The following is a 16,951-nucleotide window of genomic DNA, read 5'->3' on the forward strand; positions in this document are numbered from 1 at the left end:
CATGCTACAGCCACTGCATGCAAGGTTGGTATGCTCCAGTTGCAAGGGTGTGCTGGTCCAGTTGGAGGCATTGCTGCATTGCTGCAGCTGCGATGCGGTATATACGATTGATGATCGTTATGTATCAATGCTCGACCGGCGTGAGCAGGTTGCCCACTCGTCCGATTGGAACCGGAAAGAGGCTGAAATTCGGGATTATAGCGAGATTTCGCACTCCCTTGCGCTGTCCGGTATAGGCCGATTCGCTACTTTTTTAAATTATGGTTACGTCCCGGACGATAGTGAGCAACATGCGGTGATCGAGCCCGATGATGCATGGAATAGAAACTCAGTCAGGCTGCTGCTTGAGACAGTGGGCAGGACGGTGATTCGGGAGAGACAGGTGATCGACATCGGATGCGGCAGGGGAGGGAACATAACAGCTCTGTCTAAATATTTCAAGCCGCTGTCTATTGTCGGTCTCGACATCTGCCCGGCGAATATCGCCTATTGCAATGCCAAATCCCGAGTGGGTGAATCTTTGTATCTCGTCGGCGATGCGGAGAATATACCGTTCGCAGACGAGAGCTTCGATGTGGTGTTAAATATAGAATCCGCGCATGCCTATCCGAACCGATCACGCTTCTATGAAGAGGTGTACCGGATCATGAAAGTTGGTGGCGTATTTCTGTATACAGAGCTGATGCTGGGAGATCAGGTAGCGCAGAACGTCAGGCTGTTAGAGGAAGCGGGCCTGTCTGTAATCCGAAATCAGGATGTGACTTCGAATGTTCTTCTATCATGTGATGCGAGTGCGAAGCAGCGTACTGGCACACAAGGGATTGCGAGCAACGCCAAAGCGAGCACGAGTATTGGAGATATTCATGATTTCATCGCATTGCCCGGCTCGAAGAAATATGAAGAGATGAAGGCTGGAACGCGGCAATACCGGATGATGAACCTTATTAAGAGGTAATATAGCCGTAATATTAACAATTTTTTAGTATAGGAGAAATATGTATGGAAGAAATGATTTCCCTGGACACCTTTCAACCCTTCGATGGTATGACAAAAATGTTTCCCCATCATAATTTTCCTTATTTTAATTGCGGTTACAATTTGATGTTAACGCTTGCCAGATATTTTAAAAAAGATGAGCTGCCTATTTTGAATAATGTCATTACGATTTATAGATTTGATCAACAAAAAATAAAAACAAGAGGATATTTCAAGTTAGAGGTGTTGGATCTTGAGGAGGGAGACCAGATCCTTGAGGGAATGGGCATTTCTATTCGTAAAAAATCCCCTGCATTAGATACGTTACAAGATGAGATCATAAAATCGATTTCTAGTGGTCATCCGATTTCCATATTTATTGATTTATTTTATCAACGCGGGAGAGACTTTTACTATAACAAAAAACATGGACTGCACCCTGTTTTTGTCTATGGCTTCAATCTTACGAAAGAGGAGATATATACGGTGGATGATATTACAGAATACAGACAATATTCTCTGCCATTTTCAGAATTCAAATCGTCATGCATGACTTCGGAACACGTAAAGATGCCAGACTACTTTTGGGAATATGAGCTAGTGCTCCCCGGTAATCATGAGATCTTGAACAATAAGAATGCAGCACACACAACCATCAATACATTCGTAGAAAATATGTGCAGGTATCAAAATGAAATAACAGAAAGTTTGAATAATATCCTGTTGCTCGCAGAAAATTACGAGCTTGTTATACAAAATGAAACGATTATAGAAACACTGAGCAGTACGATTTATAGAAAATGTTCTGAGAAATACAGGTTAAATACGCTCTATAAGTACAACATTGATCGTATCCATGCAAAACATACGCTTGACCCGTTATTGGACCAAATTATTCGTGATTGGCAGACAGTAAGGATCTATTCGAATAAAGCTATCATGTCCCAAAAGTTCACTGGAAAAATCATAGACAAGTGCAGTGGTTTAATTACAAAAATATATACGAATGAAGTGCATTTTCATAATCAATTATTTTTAATGTTAAAGGCTTATATTTAAGTTGAACTATTCTTTTACACATTAACGAAGAGGACAGAAAAAAACTGAAAAAGCGAAGCGTTCGCCTTTATCACCAGATTTTCCCCTTTAAAAAGTCGATCAAAAAAATATGGGTATAACAGCGATTGGAGGGTTATTCTGTCATCGGAGTGGCTTGTGTAAATTCTTTGGTTCAACTTATATAGGTAAAATCACATCCGAGATATGTTCTAACTTTCTCATTCATATAAATCAATTTCACATCGTGATAATCATCATTTTGCAGCTTGATTATGTTACATCTATTCGTCTCCAAGTGTGGTATCCTCCTTTACAATATCGAGCAAGTAGGGATAGGATATTTTCCCGGAGAATCTAGTTTGGTCATTTATGGAAAAGAACATTGTTTAACTTCTTTTACGCGTATAGAATTACAGTATAAATTGGAAGGGACGAAGGTGGCATACACTTGTTGTGGCGCTGTGTGAGAACCAATGAATTTAATACATCCTATGAATTATTGTACTCTTGAACAAACGGACCTTCATTCACTTCATCTTGCATTTATCGAAGCATTCTCCGATTATCAGGTGAAGATGGACATTTCATTCCCGGATTTTGAACGGATGATGCTGCGTCGTGGCCTTGTACCCGCATTCTCTGTTGGAGCGTTTGATGGTGATCAGCTGATTGGCTTTTCGTTAACGGGGCTACGCGTACTAGAAGGCATTCCTACCGCCTACGATATCGCGACAGGCATTGCACCAAAATACCGCCGTCAAGGGGTGTCCAGCGAGCTTTTCAAGCAGGCGAGTCGTATGCTGAAAGAGCAGCATGTCGAGCAATATCTGCTGGAGGTGCTTAAAGAAAACAAGCCGGCGGTTCGTTTATATGAAAAACAAGGATTTCAAATTCAAAGGGAATTGGCCTGTTTTCAAATCAAGAAAGAGCATCTGATGACTTCAACCCCACATCACCATACGGAACAAACAAGCCAGATTGACTGGCAAGAAGGCCAGCGCTTTTGGGATGCTGATCCTTCGTGGCAAAATTCGATTGCATCTATCACTGCCATCCCTGAAGCATTTATACACGTCATCGTCAGGTATAATGGGGAATTCGCTGGATATGGAATCATTGAGCGACAAAGTGGTGATATTCCGCAGCTTGCAGTACATCCGAAATTTCGTCGATTAGGGATTGGAACCAGTCTTCTTGCAGAACTGGCGAACAGTACACAGGCAGAAAAAATCCGCCTGTTGAACATTGATTCGTCCCAACATAAGCTGATGAAATTTCTTACGAGCCTTGGATTACAGCACTTTGTCAGCCAATATGAAATGATGTTGAAGATATGAGCTTTCCAAGCCTGATCAATACACCCGCACACCAGCATTAAGCACGGACTTGTTTTGCACTGCATTGCCAGTCAAATATACCTTTTGCAGCTTAGGCAGCTTGCTCAGGGGCTCAATATTGGAAATCGTATTGTTCTCTAGATGCAGCTCTTCAACGTTCTGCCAGCCGCTCATGAAATCGAGAGAGGCCAGATTGCTGTCCTGCAGGGTGAAGGAACGAAGAGCGGACAGCTTCGCAAAGTAAGGCATCATCTGATCCACCTCGGTGATGGAGGTATTGTTTTGGCTAAAGTAGGGCTGCTCAATGGTCAAATGCTCAAGAACGTTGTTCTCCGCGGCTGATTGCTGTTCAAAGTTCAGTCTGCATTCGGAGCACAACAATGATTGTACCTGCTTCAAACGAAATAAGGCATCGCTTTCCTGATACAGTGACGAATCATAGATGTTCAGGGTCTGTAGGCTCTTCAAGCTGTCCAGTGATCCAAGTCCCCTGACTTCACTGATCTCCCAGAGAGAAAGCTGCTCCAGCTTTGGAAATTTCCCCAGTGCAGCCAAGTTTAACTCCCCGCTTCCGCCACGCAGCGTCAGACTGGTTGCGGCGGGTGCCTTTAACCCGGAGAGAAAGGAGCCTGGAATTTCTATTCGTGTTACCTTAGGCAAAGATAATGCGTCTGCATTCTCGTAGTAGCCTGACAATGCTAATTCACGCAGAGAAGGCAGCGTGTTTATGGCCTTTACCGAGCCAAGCTTGTTTAATGAAACCAGGCGTAGTTTGGTAATGGAGGCTTTGCCAGCAAGGCGATCCAGATTCGAGAAGTTGACATTTTCGAGATCCAACGTTTGCAGAGCAGGCATGTTTTGCACAAAGTCGATAGACTTTACATTGGATAAAAAAGACAACCTAAGCTCTTGAAGCTGGGTTAAAGCATATAACGGCTGCAGGTCTGTAGCTTCACTGTAATGGATGGACAAGGAGGATAACCCGGTCATGGACGATAACCATCCCAATTCATTGACAAAGGTAAGTGACAGCGATTTGAGCGGCAGCTGGTTTAACAAATGAAAATCCGTTATGGACTCATCCGCATAGGTAATGGACAATGAGTTCAGATTGGGGAATTCCAGCAGTAAGGCCAATTCCTGATTGCTTCGCAACTGGGTAGAAAGGTGCGTAATTTTAGACTTGTCACCAAAGTAATCGGAAAATGAGCTGAAGGATTCGTTAAAGGCACCGCCGTAGCTTTTTAAACCTGGCATATGTGCAAAAGTAGTTTGATCGGTCTGGGAAATTTCATAGGTTCCGGTCAGATCGAGCGCAGTCAGTCCCGTAAAGGCTTCAAAATCTCGCTGATCAATCTCCTGGGTATTCAGTTTTTTGTCCTGAGTCACATAAGTGATCTTCTCGGCCTGTTCATCGCTGAAGGGGTCGGAGAAGCTGTATGTAAACTCCCACTGGTCATTACCCGAATAATCTACAGTCAAATAGCGGATACGAGCAAGTTCCTCCTCGGTCGGCAAGGCAGCCCCTTTATTGAAGATATCTCGCAAAAAGGAGAGCAGTACCTCACTTTCAGGCATCTTGCGTACGGGCAGCTTGGCTTCTGTCTGTGGATGAGTGGAGCTAACGCTCGAATACACATAAGTACCGATGGCGCCGGTTAGCACCAACATCAGTATAAGTAACAGCTTTACGGAGATAGCCTGCTTGGGCGGTGCTTTTGGGGGCGTTCCATGGTAGTGATTAATGGTCTGGTCTACGTAATAAACATCATTTTGCTTCAATAAAAGCTCTGTTTCACAATAGGGACACTTTAAAATTTCATCTTCCTTGTATTCAATTCTTCCGTTGCAATTGGGACAGTTTAACGGAATAAACTCCACGAATGTCCCCTCCTTCATCATGATGGTCATAAGTGTATGCTGATCGGTCATCTGACTTCATTATACCCTGTCTATTCCTGTGAAAGCTTTTCTCAGTATAAAAAAAATTGTATTTCTTATGTTAAAGGGGTTCATTGATCTTAGAAAGCGTTCATGTAGCAGCACGCGGCTACTCGATAGTTTATCGTTCTGAAGTGTTACGTTTGATAGGAGCAGGAAGTTTCACATAGCGAAGGAGCAGGGGAACCTGCTCCTGTTGAGTCTTTTTAGTGGCTGAGGGTAAGAGGAAACCATCATTTTTAAGCGATTGAAGTAATCGGGTGTTTAACGTGCACAGGATAGAGCTTCTCACCATGAGGTTTTACAAATAAACCTTCATTGGTTATTGTGCTTTTAAGCATCATATTCTCAACTGGATCCGGCGTAAAATGAAATGTTATTTCCTGCGTATCTTCATCTGTAATCTGATGTAAAATATCGGTCATATGGATTTCGTTTAAGCTGATGACGTCAAAAAGGTTGATTGTATTGCCTTCTTTCTGATAAACAACAATGACGTTTTCCTTTTCCAAATAATAAATATCATGGCTAAAAACATTCAGGCAGTAGAACATGAGAATGCCTTTGGTCTGGGCGGTTGCAAAATGCTGCGAAACAGGTCGTCTTTCGGATGCAAATGTAGAGAGAAGACGTACATCCTCCGTATTAGTAACATCGAGTTTGCGAATGTCCGCAGGCACCGATCGTTTTTTCGCCGTATAATCCATTGAAAAAAGATGCTCCTCCACGGGTTTAAATCCAAACTTGGGGTAGAAATCCAGCACCGATTCATTGGCAAAAAGATACATATAATCGTACTTGTTCTCGTATTGCTCCAAAACTCTGTTCATTAAACGGGCTGATAGTCCTTGTTATCGGTAGTCAGGATGTGTCATCACTGTGCCGATCTGTATTGCTTTATATTTCTCCCCATGAATGATGAGTTCAAGGAGATTTACCGAAACGTTGGCAACCACCTGATCTCCATCCACATAGGAAAAGGGGACATATCCCTCGCCCCAGCATCCCTGTTGATACCACTCTTCGAAATGTATACCAAACGTATTCGCAGCCAGTTCGAAGAAGCTTGCTCGAAGTTTGTCATGATCTCTATAGCCTTTAGTGAATAATAATTTTTGCATATACGATCTCCCTGAGGTTCTGATAAATTTACTATAAGTGAATTAAGCATACATTTCTATCAAATATTATTTAACAATAGCTCCATAGTTCATCTTTTTGGACATCCATACGGCGTATTTAAAAAAAGCTTAAAGTACCGACGCCTTTTCGATCCCGATAACCAACCTCTATTGCCTTTTAAAAAAGGTACATATATAATATTCATTGAACAGGCGGTGAATGAAATGGCGGGCAAAAAAGATACAGCCAATCTGACGAGTCGTGATCTGCAAGCGATCGAACGCAGGAAGCAGTTACTGGATTCGGCCAAAGAACTATTTGCTTTGCGGGGATATCACGCAACGACGACAAGAGAAATTACGAAGCATATCGGCATGGCGGATGGTTTGATCTATCATTATTTCCCGGAAGGGAAAAAACAGATTTTAGATACAATCCTCCAGGATTTTCTGGATGACAGGTATAAGCTGGTGGAGTCAGATATCGCTTCTCTCAAGGAAACGCTGCCGATTCAGGAGTTATTGCTTTCACTGGGAAGCATCTTCCTGAATTATATCGGTAATGACAAGCAAGTGATGTTGATTCTTCTGAAGGAGAAAAGTGTGATCTCAGAGGAATATACAAAGAGCTTTAATCAGCATGTGAATCTGATCATCGAACAGACGATGAGGCTGATTCAGGTCTATGTCGAGCGCAAAGAAATTCGTTCGTTTGACATCTTTATGATGGTGAATCAGTTCTGGAGTGCGATATACGCTTATATATTGCAGGAGTTATTTTTTGAAGAAAACAATCTGTATCAACGTGACCGGCAGGATTATCTCCAGCAAATCGTTGAACACACACGATTAACTTGGAAAATGTAGACATATGTTTTCCAGGTATTTTTTTAAACATTTAGTTCACTGATTGTTCAATGAAATTTTAACATTAACGTTCAGGAGGGAAGCATCATGAAACTTTATTTTGAGGATCAGGCTTTTTCATTTGAATTGTTGAGAGCTGTAACGTACGCAGGATATCAGGGCGCAGAGATCGGAGAATGTCTTGCAACAGCGTCCAGGATTGAAGAAGGGAATTTCGAAAGCTGGTTTATCGAATGGGCCAAAACGGCGGATCGTACCTATCAGACTGCACTGGATTGCCTGCATAAGCAGCATAAGGTAAGTGCAAGGGAAGCCTTCCTGCGGGCACATAATTATTACCGTACCGGGGAGTTCTTTCTGGATGGAACCGATGAGAGACGGATGAATAATTTCGATAAGAGTGTGCAGGCTTTTGAGAAGGGCATGGAACTGTTAGACAGTCATTATGAGATTGTGAACATTCCTTATGGCGATACGGCTCTGAAAGGGTACTTCTACGGTGCAGTAGAGGATCGGAAGCATGCGTTAACCAAGCGACCTGTTCTCGTATTTATCGGGGGATATGATTCGACTCTGCAAGAATTGTATTTTTGCGGTGCAGCGGCGGCGATTAAACGCGGGTATCATTGCCTTGTTTTTGAAATGCCAGGACAAGGGGAAGCGCTTCGTAAGCAAAATCTGGTGATGCGCCATGATGCCGAGGTTCCGGTGAAGGCAGCTCTGGATTATCTGGAGACCAGACAGGAGGTTGATCATGCAAGAATCGCATTGCTTGGCATGAGCTTAGGTGGTTATTTTGCTCCGAGAGCGGCTGCGTTTGAAGATCGAATCAAGGCCTGCATTGCGTTTAATGTGTTCTACGATACGTTTGATTCCACATTGAATCTAAATCCGCAACTGGCTCAGGTTCTACAGCTTCCAGAAGAGGAAAGAGAGCAGATGCTTGCATTCGCTGAGCAGAATAACTCGAATCTGAGATGGATGCTCAATAATGGGAAATGGGTATTTGGGCTGAACCATCGGTATGAATTATTCGACGAGATGAAGAAGGCTTCGTTAAAAGGAATCGCTGGTCATATTAAATGCCCGATATTACTCACCATGGGGGAGACGGATCACTTCGTTTCCACGGACCAATTGCAAGCACTGCTTGATGAGATCAAGGCGCCGAAGACGGTCCGGGTCTTTACGATCGAAGAAGGGGCGGAGGAGCATTGTCAGGAAGGCAATCACGCCTTGTTCCATCAGGTGATGTTTGACTGGCTGGATGAAATATTCGAGTACAATTTAATTAATGCCTAGGAGGGCTAAGCATGAAACAGATCAGAACTGAGATCTTGATTAATATGCCTGCTCATAAGGTGTGGGAAGTATTAACTCATTTCGAGGCATATCCAGACTGGAACCCGTTTATGGTGTATTTAAAAGGCGATGTAGAAGAAGGGGCCAAGATTGAGGTAAAGATGGTGCCGCCAGGCTCGAAGGGCATGATTTTCAAGCCTAAAGTTCTGAAGTTTCAGCAAAATAAAGAGTTCCGCTGGTTGGGGCATACGATGTTTCCAGGTTTGTTTGATGGAGAACATATTTTTGAGCTAGTAGATCATCAGAACGGTACAACGACCTTGATCCAGCGAGAGAATTTTCGTGGTATATTGGTGCCTTTATTACAAAAGTCATTAGATCATGGCATGAAGGCTGGCTTTGAAGCGATGAACAAGAAATTAAAACAGGTGTGTGAATCCCTGTAGTCGAAATTATCTACACACGTAATCGGATCATACCTTGAAAAGAAGACATGCTCAAACGAACCGCTGCCTTTGCCTGGGGCGGTTTATTTGTGTTTATGGTACACGAGGAGAGTTCGTGGTGATATTCATAGGTCTATGAACATTCTGTACTTCTAGCATTGCAGGACTCGGGTGTCCATTCATCGAATTGTACGTGTACATCCACGTATTGGAGGTGGCACGATGCAAATATCCATAGATAAAGCCAGGGACTTTGTGTACGCTAACGGTGTGCTTTGGGAGCAGGCGCTGTTTCATTATCTTTTTGACGGTGGCTCGATTGAACGACTTTATCAATGTTTGCTCTGTTATAAAAATGCCGACGGCGGGTGGGGACATGGTCTGGAGCATGATATCAAATGCCCGGATTCTCATCCGCTTGCGCTGGAGTTTCTGCTTACGATGGGACGAGATATGAAGCTGTCGCTGACCGAGGTATTAATCGGTACGGTGGATTGGGTTGAACGCAATCGAAATGAAGACGGCTCTTTGAAAAATCCTGCGTCCTTACATAAGTATCCTCATGCTTCGTGGTGGAGTAATGGCGGGCAGTCTGCACCGGATTCGATCACGGGTAATTTGATCAAACAGGGCATTTGCTCTGCTTCCTTGGCCGCATCCACATCAAGATGGGTGAAGGCGAATCTGAGCATGGAACACATTCAGGCCAACGACTGGCTGTTTATGGCGTATCATGCCCATGACTACTATCTCAATCTGGAGGATACACCTGAGAATCGACCTTTTGTAGAAGCGACGATCGACAATATATTGAAATGTGTTCAGAACACAACGGAGAAAAACTACTTCACCCTTTTCCAATTTGCCAATTCACCTGATACCCAGGTCGCTAAAGCGATGCCCAAGGCATTGTTAGACAAGTTTCTGGATGATCTGGAGTCCTCGCAGCGTGAAGACGGAGGCTGGGGGGATGAGCATGGCTTAAAGTATTGGCAGCCGTATAATACGGTGTTTACGTTATCGGTGCTTCGGAATTATGGAAGGTTGTAGCTAATGACCTTACCGAAGTGAATAGGCTATTGGAGCAAGATCGAAAAGAAATTGCTGAGCTTGAAGCTACGATCAATGAGCAATTGAAATTATTGGGGATTCAAATGTGAGAAAAGACAAAAAAGGGGTCAAGAAGAAATTTTCTTGACTCTTTTTGCTCTTCTTTTTCTTCATCGACATGTAGTCTTGTCCCGTTCAATCTACCGCAAAATGCACCACAGCACTATACAGCATTTTATTGCGAACAGGATCAAACATAGTTTGGTGCTGCACCTGCTTCACGCGTAAAAGAAGGGCTTTGTTCACATTGATTCGTTCATCTATCGCTCGTTCCAGCTCCTGAAAGTCATAAGCTTGAAGGCATTCAACCTTGTCCTTCATTATATCTAATGAAATTTCCATATGTGATGTAGACCTCCATTTTGTATGCATGTTAATAACGATTTACCCGAGTTTCATTGTAGTTGAGCTTTTGGGGATCGGCAAGTGAAAATCAGGTAGATCGCATATGTTTATTTTATTTTAGATAAATTCATTTTGGGTGGAATGGTTCCGAGAAGTCTTCAAACCCGTCTTTTCAAATATTGCACGCATCTCCTGTACATCTTGGATGGATTCTGGCTTGAACTTGGGAATGGTTCGTCCAAGACCGCGAACGCCTAACCATATAACGATAGCAATCTGCGACATGAACATGCAGGTTACGGATGGATTCTCCACCTAACGCTTCAACGGTGTGCAAGTAAGCTGCAGAGGGCATCGTCTCACACATTCGGAAGAGGGACTCTCTTGTTCGTTTAATCATTTCATATTGACTCGTTAGTATATCCATTTTCATTAATCTCCTTTATAAGGGGCTGCCTATTCACTCTTTAAAATTAAAGATTAAACACATCTATAATATCTTCGATCTATTGGTGTAAAATTTTTTCAGTTTTACAGGAGAAGTATGCTTCTTTCAAGGGTGTGATATAATCATTCTACAGATGATGAACCATTTTGGGCTGAAAAATTCCCTAGTATGCGTAGAGAGGTTTTGGATATGACGAAAGACAATTTTTGGCGTGAATTGCCACGACCATTTTTTATACTTGCGCCAATGGAGGATGTGACGGATGTAGTATTCCGTCATGTGGTCAGTGAGGCGGGCAGACCGGATGTGTTTTTTACCGAGTTTGCAAATACGGAAAGCTATTGCCACCCGGAGGGCAACAAAAGTGTGCGCGGGCGGTTGACCTTTACCGCAGATGAACAGCCGATTGTAGCTCATATTTGGGGAGACAAGCCGGAGTTTTTCCGCGAGATGAGCATCGGTATGGCGAAGGAAGGCTTCAAGGGCATTGACATTAATATGGGCTGTCCTGTGGCGAATGTGGCGGAGAATGGCAAAGGAAGCGGCTTGATCTGCCGACCAGCCCTTGCGGCGGAGATTATTCAGGCGGCAAAGGCCGGGGGGCTGCCGGTCAGCGTCAAAACAAGACTTGGTTTCACCGAGGTCGATGAATGGCGTGACTGGTTAACTCATATTTTGCAGCAAGACATCGTGAATCTGTCCATTCACCTGCGCACGAGAGAAGAAATGAGCAAGGTGGACGCTCACTGGGAGCTGATTCCCGAGATCAAAAAGCTGCGGGACGAGATCGCGCCGAACACGCTGCTGACCATTAACGGGGATATCCTTGACCGTGAGACTGGTCTGAAACTGGCAGAGCAGTACGGCGTGGACGGCATTATGATCGGACGGGGCATTTTCCAGAATCCGTTTGCGTTTGAGAAGGAGCCGCGCGAGCACACCACAGAGGAATTTCTTCATCTACTGCGGCTGCATCTGGATTTGCATGATCAATATAGCGAGCTGGAGCCACGTTCGTTCAGCCCGCTGGCGCGTTTTTTCAAAATCTATGTCCGTGGCTTCCGCGGTGCGAGTGAGCTGAGAGGTAACTTGATGAACGCCAAAACAACCGCTAAAGTACGTGAGCTGCTCGATGAGTTCGCGATGAAGGAACAGGTAGAGAAGGCCGAGTTTGAGGAAAGCAGCATGGAAAATAACATGTAAAACAACCTGTAAACAGCTTCATGGTCACAGTAGACTCCTGTTGCGGGAACTATCGATACAAAATGGAACTCTATGATCTTAAATCGCTCAAGTGGAACAATTCGCTTGGGCTTTTTTATGTTAACCCTTCAAAATGGAACCTTACATCTCTCTTATGCAGCTTGGGATTAGCTGATATAATGAACCGGAAAAGGCTGATCCCACGTGCCTTTATGTTAGGATATGAAACGGAGTAGATGGTTAGATGAGAAGAATGCTCGTGGCACTGGTTGCTGTTAGTCTTGGTTGTTATCTTTTGTTATTTGGACTACTGGAAGCAACCGAGAATAAAGGCTTGAAGCCGGAGCCATCCAAGAATGGAATCCTGGATATGACCACGTGGAATTTTAATTCCAATGAAGTTATACCACTGGACGGACAATGGGAATTTTACTGGAATGAATTACTGAAGCCAGGAGTCCGGCCCGTTTCAGCGGCACAATTCATTCATGTTCCAGGATTTTGGAGACATAAAGCGCAAGATGGGACTTTTCAGGCCAAGGGCGGTGGGACCTACCGTTTGCAGGTGAAGCTGGAGCCTTCTTCGAGAGTATATGGTTTAAGAATCTCGAACATCCGAATGGCAAGCACGGTTTATGTAAATGGCGAGAAGGTGGGAGAGAGCGGTGTCCCGACTTTAAATCAAAGTACATATGAATATGTGAACAGGCCGTATAATGCCTTTTTTACCGTACAAGGGAATACGGCAGAGATTTTGATTCATGTAGCTAATTTCGAAAATACGCAAGGCGGAATCCCCTACAGCCTTTACTTTGGGAGTGCGCAGGGAATCCAAACCTTTAACATCAAAACAACCATCCTTAATTTAACACTAATTGTATCCCTCCTGATGCTGGGATGTTACCAATTGGGTGTGTATATTATTCGAAAAAAGGAACAAGGACTTCTGTATTTCGGGTTAAGCTGTATCGTAATCGCATGGTCCTTTGCCAGTAACGGTGAACGAATCATCGTAGAATACTTTGATCTGCCTACCGAGTTTTATTACAAAATTCAGGCTATATCATTATATCTTTCTTTAATTACCATGGTGCTGTTTATCCAATCGATGTGTGAGGGACTGATTGCCCGCTGGTTTACCAGAAGCCTCGTATATGGAATGGGATTGTATATCGTATTTGTTCTGGTGACCCCGTTTCAATGGTATTCTGATTTCAATATCATTGTCAGTACCTTTCAACTCGGGGCTTACATCATTATTATTGGTGTTTTGCTCTATTCCTACCGGAAGGGTCGATACGGGGAGTTCAGTAAAAAAAGTCTGGCTCTTTTTATCATGGCCTTATGTAGCTACTTAGTGGGTTTATTCGATTATGCTCTGTATCTGAGCAGTCTAACGACAAATTATCAATTAGGATATTATGCGATTTTGGCTTTTTGTTTTCTGGCATCTTTCATTATGTCGTACCGCTTTTCAGAAGCCTATAACACGATTGAGAGCATGGCAGCCAAGCTCCAAAAGGCGGACAAACAGAAGGATGAGTTTCTACTTCAGACTTCGCACGAGTTTCAAACGCCGTTGCACGGCATCATCAATTTGTCCCAGAACATGCTGGAGACAGGTGCAGAAGAACTGAACAACATTCAGATGCAGAATCTGTCTTTAATCCGGGATACGTCCAGAAGGTTGTCCGGGCTGGTTCATGATATTTTGGATATGGAGAAAATCAAGCGGAACGAACTGACTATCCTTCCTGCGAAAGTGGATGTGCGCGTTACGGTATCTCTCGTATTCCATTTATTTGAACATCTCATCACAGGGAAAAAAATAAGGCTGGTTAACGCCGTACCAAACAGTCTGCCTCTGGTTCATGCAGATGAGAACAGGCTGAAACAAATTATCTACAACCTGGTGGGCAATGCGGCCAAGTTCACTCAGGAAGGTGTCATTTCCGTGAGCGCACGGGCAACGGCAGATCGAGTGACTATTTTGATTGAGGACAGCGGAGTGGGGATTGCCAGGTCAGAATGGGATACAATCTTTCAACCGTTCGAGCAAGCCCACTCCCCATATGAGTATAGTGGAACGGGCTTGGGGTTGTTTATCTGCAGGAAGCTGCTGCATCTGATGGATGGAGACATTTATATTGATTGGTCTGAGCAGGGCAGGGGAACAGGGATTGCTTTTACACTTCCGCTAGCGGGGGAGAACTGGGAAGGCAGTACGGAGGCTTCTGCAGCTCGTGAGCATGATGTAATAGAGCACCAGCACTTCTCGGAAATTTCAGGAATTCCAGAAAATTCGCTACATCTGACTCCGTCGGTGGAAAAGCAATTCACTATATTGGCAGTGGATGACCAAACAGCAAATCTTCATGTCCTGTCCCAACTGTTTGCGAGTGAACCTTATCATATATTGTGGGCAGATAACGGAGTAGAGGCATTGGAGTTGCTGAATAGCCGCTCGGATATTGACTTGGTTCTACTGGATGTGATGATGCCCAGAATGTCCGGTTTTGAGGTTTGCAGAGAGATACGAAAGCAGTTCAGTCTGTTTGAGCTTCCAATCATCTTACTGACGGTGCTTCATTCTTCCAGCGACATTGAGGGCGGGTTAAAGGCAGGAGCGAATGATTTTATAGTTAAACCCTTTGACGCCTCCGAAGTACGAGCCAGAACGGAAACGTTGCTGCGGTTAAAGAAATCAGTCGAGGATGCCATGAAGGCAGAGCTTGATTTTCTCCAGTCGCAGATTAAGCCGCACTTCTTATTTAATTCATTAAATTCCATTATGGCTCTATGCCGAATAGACCCGATTCAAGCAGAGAATCTCATTTCACATCTTAGCTATTATTTAAGAAGGAGCTTTGATCCCAGACCGGATCGTTACGTGTCGCTTCAAGAGGAGCTTCAGCTGGTTGAGGCCTACGTGGCAATTGAAAAAGCCCGATTCGAGGATCGACTGAAGGTTATATATGATGTGCAACCAGAAACGCTGGAGAAAAAAATCCTGCCGTTGACGATACAGCCTTTGGTGGAGAACGCGATCCGGCATGGCATTATGAAAAAGATGGTTGGGGGCACGGTTCGTTTGTCCATCACCTTGAAGGCAGATACGGTACAGATCGAAGTATGGGATGATGGCGTTGGCATGCCTCCGGATCAATTACAACAATTATGGATAGGCAATAATTCCTCATCTCAACGAAGGGGAGTAGGTTTATTAAATATCCGCCGGAGATTGGCATACTTTTGTAAAGAAGAATTGAAGGTAACGAGTGTGGAAGGAGAATGGACAAGCGTCAGGTTTCAGTTCAAAATATGAATCCGTGTCAATCGTAGAGAGGGGGAAATATTCATGAGAGTTGTCATCGTGGATGATGAGCGACTGGCTATTATGCGGCTGCAGCACATCCTGGAGGGCATAGAGGAAGTGGAGGTCGTCGCCACATACACGAATTATTTGGAGTTGCTGAATGATTTTTCCCGTCTGCAGCCGGATGCAGCTTTTTTGGATATTGATATGCCGGGTATGAATGGCCTGGAACTGGCTGCTAACTTGCAGGGGATGGAACTGGATACGGAGATTGTATTTATTACAGCTTACGATCAATATGCGCTGGATGCATTCCGGGTGAATGCGCTGGACTATCTCTTGAAACCTGTAGATGAAATAGCGCTGCGTAATACGATTCATCGAATTTTCAAGCGTAAAGAACGGGCTCCTGCGAAGAAAAAAGAATCGACTGCTCTCATCCAATGTTTCGGTCATTATATTGTATCTCGTTTAAGTGATGGCAGCCCGGTCGATTTCCCGACGGCAAAGGCAGAAGAACTTCTCGCATATTTTCTAATTCACAGGGATACGAGTCTTTCTAAATGGAGCATATGCGAAAGCCTGTGGCCAGAGCATGAGCCGCAGAAAGCCGAACAAAATCTGCATACGACTGTATTTCGTATGAAGAAAACCTTGTTGGATAACGGAATCCAGATTCAATTAAGTTCCAAAAAGGGTTTTTATCATTTTCAATTGCTTGAATCCTGTGATTATGTGCGTTTCGAAGAGTTAAGGAGGGAAGGCCCTGTCCAGATTGATAGATATCCTGCTGAAGCAGAAGCGGTTTTAAGGCAGTATAAGGGGCCACTTTTTGGCTGGAAAGACTATGCCTGGTGTGAAGCAGATAAGGAGCGGGCTAATCAAGGCTTTCGAGATATGTCTAAAACGCTGGCTCGCTTATATATGAAAAGAGGGGAATATCGGCAAGTACAGGATTTTCTGCATTTTTTTCTCTCCATCGTTCCTTACGATGAAGAAGGGCACGAGATGATGCTTAGGATCTATATACACCTGAAGGATCGGACCTCCTTTTCAATGCATTTTAACAAAATGAAAGAGGTCTTCCAGCAGGAAATGGGAATGGACCCGCCTGCCTTTATGGAGCAGATGTATGTGGAAATGATGAATGATGCATAGTTAGAAGAAACTTCGTAGTACCTCCCTGATAAAAGGGATACGGCGGAGTTTTTTTTGTGCTATTTTTCGAGTTTTTTTGTAAGTATTTTGTAAGCTTACGTAAGTAAAATTAGTTCTTGGGACCCACGGATGTAGAAAGAAGGGGAATTACACGACTTGTTGGAGCTGTATAGAACCATATCGGGAGGAGCGCACCCATGGTGGGAAGAAAGAGTAAAGGCTGGAAGATGACGGGGTTGAGATGTTGAACTATGTACCTGTACCTAGATGACGCCGGAAAATGAGCTAGTAATGATGTAAAGAGAATTATGAATGTTTAATCA

At 43.9% G+C, this 16,951-nt stretch carries 14 protein-coding genes; 10 read left to right on the plus strand and 4 right to left on the minus strand.

The features are described 5' to 3' along the window. Position 1 precedes the first annotated feature (1 nt). From DFQ00_RS18055 to DFQ00_RS18065, 3 genes are all read left to right on the plus strand, one after another. The gene (locus DFQ00_RS18055; RefSeq protein WP_110897876.1) at positions 2–955 is read left to right on the plus strand and encodes a class I SAM-dependent methyltransferase; all 954 of its coding nucleotides are present in this window, start codon (positions 2–4) and stop codon (positions 953–955) included. A gap of 44 nt (positions 956–999) precedes the next feature. Continuing rightward, complete coding sequence (locus tag DFQ00_RS18060; RefSeq protein ID WP_110897877.1) at positions 1,000–2,034, plus strand: hypothetical protein; 1,035 nt, start codon at positions 1,000–1,002, stop codon at positions 2,032–2,034. A 491-nt stretch (positions 2,035–2,525) separates the two neighbouring features. Beyond that, on the plus strand, positions 2,526–3,371 hold the full coding sequence (locus DFQ00_RS18065) for a GNAT family N-acetyltransferase (protein WP_208643798.1): 846 nt from the start codon (positions 2,526–2,528) through the stop codon (positions 3,369–3,371). A gap of 15 nt (positions 3,372–3,386) precedes the next feature. On the opposite strand, the gene DFQ00_RS18070 is transcribed toward DFQ00_RS18065, so the two are convergent. From DFQ00_RS18070 to DFQ00_RS29905, 3 genes are all read right to left on the minus strand, one after another. After that, entirely contained in the window at positions 3,387–5,252 is a 1,866-nt protein-coding gene (locus DFQ00_RS18070; protein WP_110897879.1) for a leucine-rich repeat domain-containing protein, read from the minus strand. A 299-nt stretch (positions 5,253–5,551) separates the two neighbouring features. Continuing rightward, positions 5,552–6,076 carry a hypothetical protein gene (locus tag DFQ00_RS29900; protein ID WP_244213912.1) on the minus strand — a complete coding sequence of 175 codons (525 nt, stop codon included), beginning with the start codon at positions 6,074–6,076 and terminating at the stop codon, positions 5,552–5,554. A gap of 87 nt (positions 6,077–6,163) precedes the next feature. Then, complete coding sequence (locus DFQ00_RS29905) at positions 6,164–6,433, minus strand: GNAT family N-acetyltransferase (RefSeq protein ID WP_244213913.1); 270 nt, start codon at positions 6,431–6,433, stop codon at positions 6,164–6,166. Positions 6,434–6,658: 225 nt separating this feature from the next. On the opposite strand from DFQ00_RS29905, the gene DFQ00_RS18080 reads away from it, so the two are divergent. From DFQ00_RS18080 to DFQ00_RS18095, 4 genes are all read left to right on the plus strand, one after another. Beyond that, positions 6,659–7,300, plus strand: coding sequence for a TetR/AcrR family transcriptional regulator (locus DFQ00_RS18080; protein ID WP_110897880.1), 642 nt, complete (start codon positions 6,659–6,661; stop codon positions 7,298–7,300). Positions 7,301–7,387: 87 nt separating this feature from the next. Next, positions 7,388–8,602: an alpha/beta hydrolase family protein gene (locus DFQ00_RS18085; protein ID WP_110897881.1), complete on the plus strand. Its 1,215-nt coding sequence runs from the start codon at positions 7,388–7,390 to the stop codon at positions 8,600–8,602. An 11-nt stretch (positions 8,603–8,613) separates the two neighbouring features. Continuing rightward, a complete protein-coding gene (locus DFQ00_RS18090; protein WP_110897882.1) occupies positions 8,614–9,048 on the plus strand; it encodes an SRPBCC domain-containing protein in 435 nt (144 codons plus the stop codon). 222 nt (positions 9,049–9,270) lie between these two features. Next, complete coding sequence (locus DFQ00_RS18095; RefSeq protein WP_110897883.1) at positions 9,271–10,098, plus strand: prenyltransferase/squalene oxidase repeat-containing protein; 828 nt, start codon at positions 9,271–9,273, stop codon at positions 10,096–10,098. 195 nt (positions 10,099–10,293) lie between these two features. Here DFQ00_RS18095 and DFQ00_RS18100 read toward each other — a convergent pair whose 3' ends face one another. Continuing rightward, on the minus strand, positions 10,294–10,500 hold the full coding sequence (locus tag DFQ00_RS18100) for a DUF2536 family protein (RefSeq protein ID WP_110897884.1): 207 nt from the start codon (positions 10,498–10,500) through the stop codon (positions 10,294–10,296). 640 nt (positions 10,501–11,140) lie between these two features. Between DFQ00_RS18100 and DFQ00_RS18105 the strand changes: the two genes are divergently transcribed. The 3 genes from DFQ00_RS18105 (at position 11,141) to DFQ00_RS18115 (ending at position 16,628) form a co-directional block, all read left to right on the plus strand. After that, positions 11,141–12,154 carry a tRNA dihydrouridine synthase gene (locus DFQ00_RS18105; RefSeq protein ID WP_110897885.1) on the plus strand — a complete coding sequence of 338 codons (1,014 nt, stop codon included), beginning with the start codon at positions 11,141–11,143 and terminating at the stop codon, positions 12,152–12,154. A gap of 244 nt (positions 12,155–12,398) precedes the next feature. After that, a complete protein-coding gene (locus DFQ00_RS18110) occupies positions 12,399–15,479 on the plus strand; it encodes a hybrid sensor histidine kinase/response regulator (protein WP_110897886.1) in 3,081 nt (1,026 codons plus the stop codon). A 33-nt stretch (positions 15,480–15,512) separates the two neighbouring features. Continuing rightward, complete coding sequence (locus DFQ00_RS18115) at positions 15,513–16,628, plus strand: response regulator (RefSeq protein ID WP_110897887.1); 1,116 nt, start codon at positions 15,513–15,515, stop codon at positions 16,626–16,628. The last annotated feature ends 323 nt before the right edge of the window (positions 16,629–16,951 follow it).

The organism is Paenibacillus barcinonensis (genome assembly GCF_003217495.1).
In the GTDB taxonomy this organism is placed as follows: Bacteria; Bacillota; Bacilli; order Paenibacillales; family Paenibacillaceae; genus Paenibacillus; species Paenibacillus barcinonensis.